This is a genomic window from Paenibacillus sp. ALE2 (genome assembly GCF_054113385.1).
The window spans coordinates 808,708-821,677 of the sequence record NZ_CM134213.1; the positions used below are offsets into that span (position 1 = coordinate 808,708).

The 12,970-nt window shown below is 47.4% G+C and carries 7 protein-coding genes; 4 read left to right on the forward strand and 3 right to left on the reverse strand.

Translation table 11 applies throughout. The features are described 5' to 3' along the window. Positions 1 to 65: 65 nt before the first annotated feature. Positions 66 to 1,763 (reverse strand): spore germination protein, encoded by a 1,698-nt coding sequence (locus ACXHJ1_RS03315; RefSeq protein ID WP_457905596.1) that lies wholly within the window; start codon positions 1,761 to 1,763, stop codon positions 66 to 68. 246 nt (positions 1,764 to 2,009) lie between these two features. Here ACXHJ1_RS03315 and ACXHJ1_RS03320 point away from each other — a divergent pair, with 246 nt between their 5' ends. The 3 genes from ACXHJ1_RS03320 (at position 2,010) to ACXHJ1_RS03330 (ending at position 8,077) form a co-directional block, all read left to right on the forward strand. Then, positions 2,010 to 2,351 (forward strand): phage tail protein, encoded by a 342-nt coding sequence (locus tag ACXHJ1_RS03320; RefSeq protein WP_117290323.1) that lies wholly within the window; start codon positions 2,010 to 2,012, stop codon positions 2,349 to 2,351. 49 nt (positions 2,352 to 2,400) lie between these two features. Further along, positions 2,401 to 6,291 (forward strand): immunoglobulin-like domain-containing protein, encoded by a 3,891-nt coding sequence (locus ACXHJ1_RS03325; RefSeq protein WP_174821143.1) that lies wholly within the window; start codon positions 2,401 to 2,403, stop codon positions 6,289 to 6,291. Positions 6,292 to 6,502: 211 nt separating this feature from the next. Continuing rightward, positions 6,503 to 8,077 (forward strand): exosporium glycoprotein BclB-related protein, encoded by a 1,575-nt coding sequence (locus tag ACXHJ1_RS03330; RefSeq protein WP_174821142.1) that lies wholly within the window; start codon positions 6,503 to 6,505, stop codon positions 8,075 to 8,077. 68 nt (positions 8,078 to 8,145) lie between these two features. On the opposite strand, the gene nirD is transcribed toward ACXHJ1_RS03330, so the two are convergent. Together nirD and nirB are read right to left on the reverse strand one after the other, a co-directional pair. Next, positions 8,146 to 8,475, reverse strand: a complete 330-nt coding sequence (gene nirD / locus ACXHJ1_RS03335; protein WP_457905597.1) for a nitrite reductase small subunit NirD — start codon at positions 8,473 to 8,475, stop codon at positions 8,146 to 8,148. Between the two features lie 39 nt (positions 8,476 to 8,514). Then, a complete protein-coding gene (nirB, locus tag ACXHJ1_RS03340; protein ID WP_457905598.1) occupies positions 8,515 to 10,944 on the reverse strand; it encodes a nitrite reductase large subunit NirB in 2,430 nt (809 codons plus the stop codon). Positions 10,945 to 11,259: 315 nt separating this feature from the next. Between nirB and ACXHJ1_RS03345 the strand changes: the two genes are divergently transcribed. Next, positions 11,260 to 12,948: a spore germination protein gene (locus ACXHJ1_RS03345; protein ID WP_457905599.1), complete on the forward strand. Its 1,689-nt coding sequence runs from the start codon at positions 11,260 to 11,262 to the stop codon at positions 12,946 to 12,948. Positions 12,949 to 12,970: the final 22 nt, after the last annotated feature.

The window sequence follows — 12,970 nt, forward strand, 5'->3', positions numbered from 1 at the left end:
TAACGTTGTAATTTTATCCGTTTTTTTTCCCACGGGCCATCTTGCTCCCTCCTGTGTTGTTGAACTCATCCTTGTCGCTTGGGATCTTTATGCTTCAATAAAATGGGCCTGTTTTTCATAAATTGCAACGGTGCTCGTATGAAGTAATCTTTCCAGTCCTTGAACGAACGTGGGGTCGTTAGACTAAGGAAAGGTACGCCGAAGCTGTGTAATTTCACCATATGAATACTCAGCATCAAGAAAAACATGATCACGCCATACAAGCCAAAGATGGACGCCGTGAACATGGCACCGAAACGAAGAACACGCATGGATATGCCAGCGCTGTATACAGGGGCGGAAAAGGAAGAAATCGCTGTGACTGCCACCACAATGACGAGGATCGGGCTTACAATCCCGGCGTCAACAGCCGCCTGTCCAATAATCAAACCGCCGACGATACCCATCGCTGGACCGATGGGTTTGGGGAGCCGAAGTCCTGCCTCGCGTAAAATTTCAATGGAAATTTCCATAATCAGGGCCTCAATCAACGTCGAAAACGGCACCCCCTGTCTAGCACTGATAATGGAAATGACCAGCTTGGTTGGAATCAGTCCGGGATGAAACGAGATAAAGGAGATATAAAGCGCTGGAGCAAATAACGATATGAAAGTTGCCATAAACCGAAGAAATCGAATAAGCGACCCCGGTAGCCATCGCTCATAATAATCTTCGGGAGACTGGAGCATCATCCCATACGTTACAGGCATAAGAAGCGCAAATGGTGTACCGTCCAGCAGAATCGCAACACGTCCCTCCAGCAATGCAGCCATGACCCGATCCGGTCTCTCCGTATTTTGAATTTGCAGAAATGGGCTAAGAAAATTATCCTCTATAAGCTGCTCTACATAGCCCGACTCCAGTACCTCATCCATATCAATGGTTTGGACCCGTCGCTTCACCTCATCTACAAGCTCCGGGTCGGCAATGTCTCTGAAATACACTACCATCAGCTGTTTTTCCACTCTTTTGCCGACTTTGAAGGACGACATGGCCAGTTCTGTACTTTCTCCATGCCTGCGCAGCATCGCTGTATTGTCGCTGAGGGTCTCTGTAAAACCGACACGCGGTCCCCGCAGCACCGATTCCGATATAGGGTCTTCCACCCCTCGTGTATTTCCTTTGGGTGTACCCAGCACAAAAGCACCCGGTATGCCCTGAATCACGAGTATGACTGAACCAAATAGTACCTTTTGCAAGGAGTATTGCACCTCTAACGTATACTCCGTCTCCGATACCAGCATGACCTGGTGAACAATTATATCCCGAAGCTCTTTTCCTCGCGGAAGCTCTCCCCTCTCTTGCCCGGAGCTCCCCCAATCCATCAGCGGTTTTAATATATTCTGATCCATGCCAACCTTGTCCGTTAATCCATCCACAAAAAAAAGTGTGCTTACAGCGTTCAGATTTTCCAGAAAAATCGAGCGTTCGTTTACGTCTGCCATATCTGCAACTGCTTGTCTGATTTTTGCTATGTTGGCTTCATAATCTTCGGTAAAGGTCCCCTTTTCCTTCTCTGCCTCACTGACAGATGGATTATGATCTGCCTGCTCCGAACGATCTTCTTCCATAAGCTTTAATCGTTCCATACGTCTGCTCTCTCGACCATCCAACGCTTTAAGTTGTCGTACTGTCAGAAAAATAATCAAAGGGATGATAAATAAAAAGAGGGCCTCCACCCACACATTCCATTTGGGCACATGAGTTCCGATGACCTTCCACACGTTCATTCCTCCTTGAATTCCACCCGATTTGTATATAGATTTACCTGGATTAGAAAAAAGATGCATGAACGATAGGTCAGTTGGAGCAAATTTCTTTACTCATAAAAGGAATAAAAAGGTGAATTTGATAGATGAACTGTAGTGCCAAATGTGGAAATCCATGATAATATCTATTCATTCTATGACTAATGTCACAAATTTGTTGAATTCGTGGTCCATTATTCGAATCTAAAAGGAGCTGTAGGTATGAAGAATCATTTTTGGAAGAAAGCCGCCGTATTGAGTCTGCTGGCGGTGATTTTGTTAGGAGGAACAGCGATTAGCCCCAAACAGGCACACGCAAGTTATGAGCCTTATATGGGGGAAATTACGATGTACCCGTACACGTTCGCTCCTAAGGGCTGGCTAAAATGCGAGGGCCAGCTGTTGCCCATTGCTCAGTATTCAGCATTATACAGCCTGCTGGGCACTAATTTTGGCGGTGATGGAGTGCGTACATTTGCATTGCCTGACTTGCGTGGAGCTTCCCCGTTGCCGAATGTAGATTACTACATTGCTACCGAAGGGCTATACCCGTCCCGCCCATAATATGAACACGCTCAAGTGGTGTGCTATTTAATAAAGAAGAGGTGATAGCGTGCTCGAAGGAAATAACTTCACACGCAATAAATTAAAACCCTACCGCGTGTTGGTTCCACTCATGCCATTGATCGGCGGTGCGTTCCTGCTCATAGGGACGAATGAAACCCATGCTGCCGGTTGGGAAAATGTAGTGTTGAACAAACCAACAACGTCAAGTGGCTACACCCAGCCCTATGATCCCTCCAAGGCTGTGGATGGGTCAATCGAACCGACAAGTCGCTGGTATCAAGCTAGCAATGGTGAAAAATGGATCGAGGTAGATCTGAGAGACTGGTATATCGTAGATCGATACGTCGTTACAGGTATGGGTGTCCATTATGGATGGAACGATCAACGTGATCCATACAGTTTCCGATTGCAGACGAGCAGCAACGGAAGTAATTGGGTGACTGTGGATACTGTGCAGAATAATGTGAGTTCTAATTTGCAAAAAAGCATTCCCCCTGTAACTGCACGATACCTGCGATTATATATTGATCAAGGAAATGCCAGAAACAATCAATGGGCTTCTATCATGGAATTCGCGGCTTATGGGGAGCGATTACCCGTACCGCAGGCTCCAGTTCATTTTACAGGTACTAAAAATGGGAATACGGTGGAGTTAAGCTGGGATGCCGTCCCTTATGCAACTTCCTACAAGGTCGTGCGTGATGGTATAACGCTCTACACAGGCAGCCTAACCCAATTCATAGACACTTCAGCATTGCCGCCAGGTGAAGCAGTTTACACGGTTCAAGCCGTGAATACTAAAGGGGAGAGCACTCCCTCAGAAGTCAGAGTGAACATACTTACCGATGCAGAGAGAGTTGCACAGGCCAAAGCCGCACTTGCTCTAGGTCTAGCACCTGGTGATACAGTAGAGTCGGTATCCCAAAAGCTGACACTGCCACTCACTGGGTTGAATGACACGACGGTGAGCTGGAGTTCGGATACTCCTGACGTTATTACGAACGAAGGAGCTGTAATACGCCCGCGGTACGATCTGGGTGATCAAAAGGTAAAACTGACAGCAACGATTGCAAAAGGAACCGCCTCGGATACCCAAACTTTTGAAGTTACCGTTTCGAAGATGACTGCTCAAGATACATTGAATCAAGCAGCAGATATCCTATCGCTGGGTGATTTGTCTGCGGTACAAGAAAATGTATCTCTCCCTTTATCCGGTTATGGCGGAGTGCAGATTGAATGGTCCTCGTCCAAACCTCTTGTCATTGCAGTAGATGGAACACTCACCAGACCTTCCTATAGTAGTGGAGATACCGACGTTACCCTAACGGCCACCCTGCAACTTGCAGGCTTAACAAAAACAAAGGATTTTACTGCACACGTACTCCGTCTGCCGATGAGCGACACTGAAGCCGTGGACGCAGCATATAGAGTACTGGAACTACCGCTAACGACAGTAACCGGAGACGTATATTTGCCAAAAGATGCGCTGAATGGTGTTCAGGTGTCATGGTCGTCGAATCAACCCGAGTTTCTAGATCATACTGGACATGTAACCTTCCCAACCTATGTACAGGGCGATCAGACCATCACGCTCGAGGCGGTTGTGTCAAGAGGTGGGGTTGAGCTTCGAAAAACCTTCAGTCTGCTCGTACCTGCATTGCCCGTAAGCGCTGATGAAGCAGTGAATTTGGCGGCAAGTACACTGCATCTGGATTACCCGCAAGGGATTAAGGATTCCATCGCTCTGCCTCGTACAGGGGCATTTGGTACCCAGATCGACTGGTCCTCGGATCAACCGGATATCCTCAGTGATAGTGGTCAGGTGAATCGACCTAAATATACAGATGGTGATATAAATGTACAGTTAATTGCCATTATTTCTAAAGGTATAGCTTCTGTCCAAAGATCATTCACGATTACTGTGCTAAAATCATTGCCGAATACACCTTATGTACGATTGAACGGCAGTAATCCAATTGTTCTGGAAACTGGCGACAGCTTCACGGATCCGGGAGCCAGCGTACTGGACAGCGTATACGGCAATATTCTGATTCCCGATCTTTCAGGGATCGGCAATGTCGATACGAATGTACCTGGTGTATACGTATTGAACTATGCTTATAGCGACAATGGAAGTTGGACGGCAGAACCGGCAGAACGCCGTATAAACGTGTTGCCCCGTGCTGTTGCAGCTGCAGCAGGCAATGAGGATATTTCCTCTGTGATCGTCACAGGCGCTTTACCGAACGCACGGCTTGAGCTGTATAATGCCCAGCAGGAGCTTATAGCGGAAGGCATCGCTTCGAGTGAGGGAAAATATACATTTACACCTGTACCCGAAGGAGCCAGCTACTATGTGCTGCAGAACGTAAATGGCATGAAGAGCGCACCCTCTGGGCTAGTGTATCCACAAGGATTAACCGCGCAGCGTGTCGCCGATTCCATCACAAGCATACCTACCCCTAGAACAAGTGATACAATGCTTACTCTGCCTGCTGTACCCGATGGCTTCCGTGTGACCATCAGCAGCAGCAGTCAGCCAGACATTGTGCGTACAGACGGAACTATTGTTCAAGCAGACACTCCTTCTGTTGTCACTGTCATACTGGATGTTATGAAGGTAAGTGATGGTTCTCATGCTTTGACGCAGGCCATAGAAGTCATCGTCCCTGCCAAAGTGAGTATGGACACAGGCAAGTCTAACAAAGATAAAAATGAGGATCAGGATCTGTCTGCTGGCATACAACAGATTGGATTTTCAGAGCAAGGGAAAACAGTCTCTCTCTTTGTTCCTCCTGCGGCATTCCTGGATGAACAGATCCAACAAGCACTTCGTGAAGGCAAGGCATACGCTGACATTCGTTTGGAGCAGGAAAAGCAAATGAGTCGTGTTCTCCTCACTCATTCTGTACTGAATAAATGGGATCAGCTCGGAGCTTCAGTGATATCCCGATATGGGACGCTGATGGTATCCAGTGACACACTAACCAGCATGGCCGCCTCAGGTCAGCAGGACGTCACCATATCATTCCAGCAGGCAGATCAGCAATTTCGCGATTGGGCCGAGCAGCAACCCAACCTGAAGCTGATAGGGCCGGCTGTAGAAATTAAAGCTAACGTGACAGGTAATTCGTCCATTGTTCTGCCGCTGGATAGCGTATCCTCAAGTGAATTGCAAAATGTGGAGCCTCAATTCTCCATTCTTGTGATGTATGAAAATGGCGAGCACGAGATTCTAAAAGGTACTGCTGTGGTGAATTCACAAGGGATTTTGTCGAGTGTGAGTCTGAATACGTCTCGATTAGGTACCTTTGCCGCTGCCGTCTCTACGAACGCGTCTCAGGTTGATCAGACCCGTGTACAAAATGACCCACTCCATTCGTCAGATTCACAAGAACCAGCTCAGGTATGGCCGGACCTACAAGGTCACTGGGCAGCGAAGTCCCTACAATCTCTTGCAGCCAAAGGCTGGATGCAGGGCTATAAAGACGGCAACATGCGCCCTGAGCGTGCGGTGAGCCGTGCAGAATTTGTAGCCACATTGATCAGGGCTTTAGGAACTACTGGAGACGAGAGCCTGTCTACCTCATTTACAGATATGAAGGGGCACTGGGCTGGATCGGCCGTGGATGCCGCTTACCGTCAGGGATGGATTCAAGGACTAACTGCTCAGACGTTCGGACCTGATGAGAGCCTTACCCGTGAACAGGCGATGGTGATCCTGTCACACGCGATGCAAAATCAGACATCCGTTCCCAGCCCTACTGGACTGCAATCCTACAAGGATGATCAGCAGATTGCTTCCTGGGCTTCCACAGCGTTCGAGAAAGCCATAGGCTCGGGTTGGATTAGCGGGTATCCTGATGGAACGCTCAAACCGAAAGCCGCCATTAGCAGAGGCGAGATGGCTGAACTGCTGGTACGAATTTTCAAATAAATCTGCCGAAGACATATAATCTAATAGACTACACACTAAAGCGCGGTCCCAGGCATTTGGGAACCGCGCTTTTGTTATCAATATTTTATTAAGCTTTGCTTGTGTATTCACCCTTTTCACTTCAATAAATATATTATGAATATCTGTAAAACGGGGCGATTAACCATCTGTCACCTCTACAGTAGGCAGAATGAGGAGGAGATACTTGAGCATGAAACATAAAAGACCGTTCAGGTTCAGTGGTGCTTCAAAAAAAGATGAGGACTGCAAACCATCAAAAGATATTAGAAGTATCGAAACGCTTCTCAAGCTTATTAATGAATTGACCTCGATCATCCCACTTGTATTCGCAAACCCTTCTGCGGCTAATGTATCTTTATTGCAACAGATTTTAAGACAATTACTGTCTCTGGCGAAAAGTTTAAGACTTAGAGGCGGGGCTAGGGCAGATTTACTGGCGGCGTTGGAGCTTGCTATAGTAGCGTTAGAAGCCACGCCTTTCTCTCCGATCAGCGTAGGTACTACATTACAGCAACTGCTGGATGCCCTATTATCCATCGTTCTACAGGAATCCCTCAGTCCAACTCTTAAAGACAGTTTAATCCGTGCAATCAGAACTGCGGGAACGACGGTTAGCAACGCACTAAGTGAACCGTATTTGTCAGGGGAGTCCGGCCCACAAGGGCCTCCGGGACCTGTGGGGCCTGGTGGTGCGCCTGGTCCAGCAGGTGTACCGGGCCCTCCAGGACCTCCCGGATCTCCAGGACCTATAGGTGCCGCTGGGCCTGTCGGAGCTGAAGGACCTGCTGGACCTGCTGGGCCTCCGGGAGCTGCTGGACCTGTAGGTGCCGCTGGACCTGCCGGGCCTGTCGGAGCCGCTGGGCCTATCGGGGCCGCCGGACCTGAAGGGCCTGCTGGACCTCCCGGAGGTGTAACAGGCGCTACGGGACCTACCGGCGCTGATGGCCTGCCGGGCGCGGTGGGCGCGGTCGGGCCTGCTGGAGCCACGGGACCTACCGGGGCCGATGGGCTGCCGGGCGCGGTGGGCGCGGTCGGGCCTGCTGGAGCCACTGGAGCGACTGGCGCCGATGGTCTGCCAGGCGCGGTGGGCGCGGCCGGACTCGCTGGACCCACTGGACCGACCGGGGCTGATGGCCTGCCGGGCGCAGTTGGCGCGGCCGGACTCGCCGGAGCCACGGGAGCAACAGGTGTTGGCGGAGCTACCGGAGCCACAGGGGTTACAGGCGTTACTGGAGCCACCGGTTCGGGCGCAATCATCCCATTTGCTTCGGGTGGACCAGCAATTTTGACAACCATTGCCGGCGGACTGATAGGAACCACAAGTTTAATCGGCTTTGGAAGCTCAGCAACAGGCATTAGTCTCGTAGGCGGTATCATTGATCTCACAGGTACGCTTGTAGGACCACTCATTAACTTTGCTTTCTCCGTTCCACGAGGTGGTGTAATCACATCCATTGCCGGATATTTCAGTACAACTGCTGCTCTAACCCTCTTAGGATCATCCGTTAGCATTACTGCCCAGTTGTTTAGTTCCCCGACACCTAATAACACCTTTATAGCCATTCCTGGAGCTACCGTTACATTGACCCCCCCGCTAACTGACATCGTTGCATTAGGAACGACTTCTAGTGGTATTGCTACTGGATTGGCTATACCCGTAACCGCACAAACCCGTCTGCTTATGGTTTTCTCTGCCACAGCTACAGGAATTTCTCTCGTTAATACCGTGGTGGGCTACGCAAGTGCAGGCGTTACCATTACCTAATCCAAAACGAAAAGGGCCCACAGGATTATTCCTGTCGAGCCCTTTTTATTTTCATTCCTTCAAATAAATTAAACCGTTTCGAGCGATATTTTCACTTCTTCTCTCTCTTCACAGACGGCGAACGTTTTAATTTGCCCGTGATCGGGCTCTTGAACGGTACCCGTGCGTAAATCAATTTTCCAGTCATACAAAGGATCATAAATATAATGTCCCGATACTATCGCCTCTGTAAGAGGACCTCCTTTGGGATGAGGGTTGGTATTTTCAACAGCATAAAGCTCATTCTCCGAAGTGCGGAAAACAGCAATTTCAGTCCCTTTAATGTGGATGGTACGTCCTATTCTAGTCGGAAAATCCTTACTGTGACCGACGACAAGCCATTCGGCATTCTTGATCATTTGCTTGATTGCTCCCTTCCTCAGGCATTTTAGATACAATTACACAATAGATGGAGTGACAACTTCAAATAGATTTTTACGTGTATCCTCATCATTGATGATCTTTTTCCACGGGTCTTCGACCTGTTGTAGTGCAAATTCAATACGTTCTACTAAAGCTTGTCGATTAGCGGTATCGTGAACGACAACCTTCTGAATCTCTTCCAGACCGATCCGTTCCACCCACTCCGAAGTACGTTCCAGATATTGCCCTGTTTCCCGATAGAACTGCATCACGGCTCCTACAATATCAATCAGTTCAGCGTCCGTTTTTACTTTACAGAGTGAATCAGCCAACCGTGCTTTAATACCGCCGTTTCCACCGATAAAGATTTCCCAGCCCCCGTCATTGCCTACGATTCCGATATCTTTTGTACATGATTCCGCACAGTTGCGTGGACAGCCATTAACTGCTAATTTGAATTTTGCTGGGAAATCCAGTCGTTCAAATTTCCGTTCCAGCACTTCTCCCATTCCCATCGAATCCTGTGTACCAAAACGGCAAAATTGCGATCCAACACAGGTTTTAACCGTACGAAGTGATTTCGCGTAGGCATATCCTGAAGGCATATCGAGTTCTTCCCACACTTTAGGCAGATCTTCTTTACGGACACCAATCAAATCCAGCCGCTGTCCCCCAGTTACTTTAACGACTTTAACGTTGTATTTAAGAGAAACATCAGCTATTTTCTTCAGATCCTCTGGAGTCGTTACACCGCCGTACATTCTTGGCACCACTGTAAACGTTCCATCCTTTTGAATGTTCGCATGCAATCGCTCATTTACAAAGCGGGAATCTCCCTCATTTTCATAGGTATCTGGGTTAATCATCCCTAAATAATAATTCAGCGCCGGACGGCATTTGGAGCATCCTTCATCATTATGCCAACCCAGTACATTCATCACTTCACGCGTAGTTGTGAGCCCTTTGGTTTTGATCGCTTCCACAATCTCATCCCGGCTCAATGTTGTACAACCACATATTCCTTGCTTGGCTGACGTCTTGAAGCTGTCTCCAAGAACATATTGCAAAATTTGTTCAACAACTGGCTTACATCCACCACAGGAACGCGTAGCTCCGGTACATGCCTTAATTTCATCGACTGTGGTTAATCCATTTTCATTAATTGCATCCACAATCGCCTTTTTAGTTACACCGTTACAGCCACACACAATTTCGTCATCGGCCATCGTTTCAGCGGATGATGTTTTCGCCCCGTGATTGCTGCATCCGGTACCCATCAGCTGTCCATATATCTCATCTGTCATTGGCGTTTGCTGACGCACATATTTCTGAAGACTAGCAGATTCGCTCACATCGCCGAACAGTACAGTCCCCACAATTTTATTGTCACGAAGCAGCACTTTTTTGTATGTGTGCTTCCACTCATCCTTTGCTACAATCACCGTATGTTCAGGCTGGGTTATGAATTCGCCAGCTGAGAAAACATCCACCCCTGAAATTTTGAGCTTGGTTGAAACTACCGATCCTGCATAACCTTCGGTATCCGCGCCTGCCAAATGTTTGGCAATTACACTTCCCTGTTCAAACAGCGGAGCTACCAGACCGTAGCAGACCCCACGGTGTTCAACACATTCGCCTACGGCATATACATCCGGCAAGGATGTTTTCATCAAATCATCGACCACAATCCCACGGTTCGTTTCCATACCACTTTCCACAGCTACCTGGATATTAGGCTTGATTCCGACGGCCATTACGACCAAATCCGCTTCCAGCTCACTTCCATCCGAGAAGCGCAATCCTTGTACCCGATCTTGACCGTACACCTCCGCAGTTTGCATTTGCATAGCAAACTTGATTCCCTGGCGTTCCAGTTCTGCTTTCAACATCGCAGACGCTTCCCGGTCCAGCTGACGTTCCATCAAATCTTCCATTAAGTGAACGACCGTAACATCCATTCCTAGGTTGACCAAGCCTTTAGCTGCCTCCAGCCCCAATAGACCTCCGCCAATGACAGCCGCCTTTTTATAGGTCTTTGCCGCTTCCAGCATGGCCGAGCAATCGGCGATATCCCGGAAACCAATAACGCCTGGTAATTCTTTACCCGGAATAGGCAGAATAAACGATTGTGAGCCGGTAGCTACCAAAGCCACGTCGTAGTCAATTTCCAGTCCGTCTTCGGTGCGAATCTTCTTGTGCTCACCGTCGATGCTTTTAACCATTTTTCCTGTATATAAAGTAATTCCTTGATCCGCATACCATTGCAAATCGTTCAGTATAATATCATCTATTGTTTTACTACCTTCCAGCACATAAGAGAGCATGATCCGGTTATAGTTCGGATGCGGCTCACTTCCCAAGACTGTAATTTCATACTTATCTGTTAATTTTAAAATTTGTTCCACCGTATTGATACCAGCCATCCCGTTCCCTATAACTACAAGCTTCTTCTTACTGTTTATCATATACCGGTTCCTCCATTCATTCGACGCTACTTCCTATCCGACGACATCTCTACGTTCCTATGAATACTGTTTATGCTTCTATTTTAATACAGCAGATAGGTCTATATGTGATTTCGATCACAATGTAGTTAAAATTAAAAATAATTAGGGATTTCCCTATTCCATTTCAAGGGATTAAGGTAAGGAGCGGAAATCATAGCAGTGTCATCGAATGATCTTTCCAATTCATGTGTAAATACAACCGTTATAAGGAATACTTTATGAACAACTTATATCTTATGGGAACATGAATTGAATTGTTTGGAGGTAATCATCATGTGGTCTAAAATCATTTCTTATCTTCCTAGCTGGAGTACACTCTTTCAAGCCGGCCTCGCGTTGATTATTCCTTTAGGAATTTATTATATAAACACCTCGGTTTATTCACTTGTCGGCAGTAAGGGAGCCAAATCCAAACACTCTTCCGGTCATCCGCTCTCTGATCAACATAACGAAGGGCACACTGATCAGCTGCATGAAGAATCGAGCCCTAAAATTACAGGGAAATATGATGCCGACTTAAAGGCTATTCGTGAAGCTATAGGCGGAAATAGTGATGTGCATTTTCGTGAGTTTATGATGAAGAAATATCAGGCTCGGTCCGTGTTAATCTTCATAGAAGGTATGCAGGATGAAAAGCTTATGAGCGAACAGGTAATGGAAATCTTGATGTTTGAGAGCCAGCAGGCTCAGGATCAACAGGAACAACCGAAAGGGTTAAGTAACTCTTTTATAAAAGAAAGCCTGATGCCACTTACACAAATTAGTGAAATTACTAATAGGGAGGAACTGAGCGAGTTCATTCTTTTAGGGCATACCGCTTTATTAATTGAAGGAATGAAGGAAGCACTACTGGTGGGCTCTCCTAATGGCGCTATTCGCTCCGTCAATGAGCCAACCTCCGAAGCATTACTTCGGGGTCCCAGAATCGGTTTTACGGAAGTATTAAGTGAGAACACTTCGATGCTTCGACGCCAGGGTTTAAATAAAAGTCTGGAAATGAAGAAATTCCAAGTGGGCACCAGAATCAAAAAAGACCTGGTTATCGCGTATATAAAGGATATTGTGAATCCGGACCTACTTGAAGAAGTAACCCGCAGAATATCAAAAATAGACATGGATTTTTTATCAGAATCTGGGTATGTGGAACAACTCATCGAAGACAATTATTTGAGTCCATTCCAACAGGCTCATAACACAGAGCGTCCCGACCGTGTCATTAATGCTTTGTTGGAAGGAAGAATTGTAATCTTACTAGATGGTACTCCCTTTGCACTTATTGTCCCGGTGACCTTCAGTATGCTGCTTCAATCTCCCGAGGACTATTATGAGCGATGGATTCCAGGAACACTTTTACGTCTGCTGCGTTTTACCGGGGCTTTTATAGCGCTTATGGGGCCTGCTTTGTACATCTCTTTTATATCGTTTCATCCCGGTTTGATTCCAACCAAACTGGTCATTAGCATTATCGGAACCCGTCAAGGCGTCCCTTTCCCATCGGTCATTGAGGTCCTGATTTTGGAAATCTCTATCGAAATTCTACGGGAGGCTGGCATTCGCTTGCCTAAACCTATTGGTCCTGCGATGGGCATTGTAGGAGGCTTGGTCATAGGTGATGCTGCTGTCAATGCGGGCATCGTTAGTCCCTTCCTGGTCATTGTGGTTGCGGTTACGGCCATTTCTTCGTTTTCCATACCAACTTATAGTGCGGGCATAACCCTGCGCCTTTTGCGTTTTGTCGGAATGTTTTTTGCAGCAATGCTGGGCATGTTTGGAACCATATTGTTCTTTCTGTTAATTTGTATCCATCTGACGAAGTTAAGAAGCTTTGGTGTACCATATGTAACTCCCTTTTCCCCCATGCGACCAAGCGACTGGAAGGATCTGTTCATCCGGGCTCCTATTTCTCTGATGAAACGAAGACCTGTCATGATGAAAACACAGCAACGCAAACGACGATCATGATGCCCAATACGAAGGAGGAGCT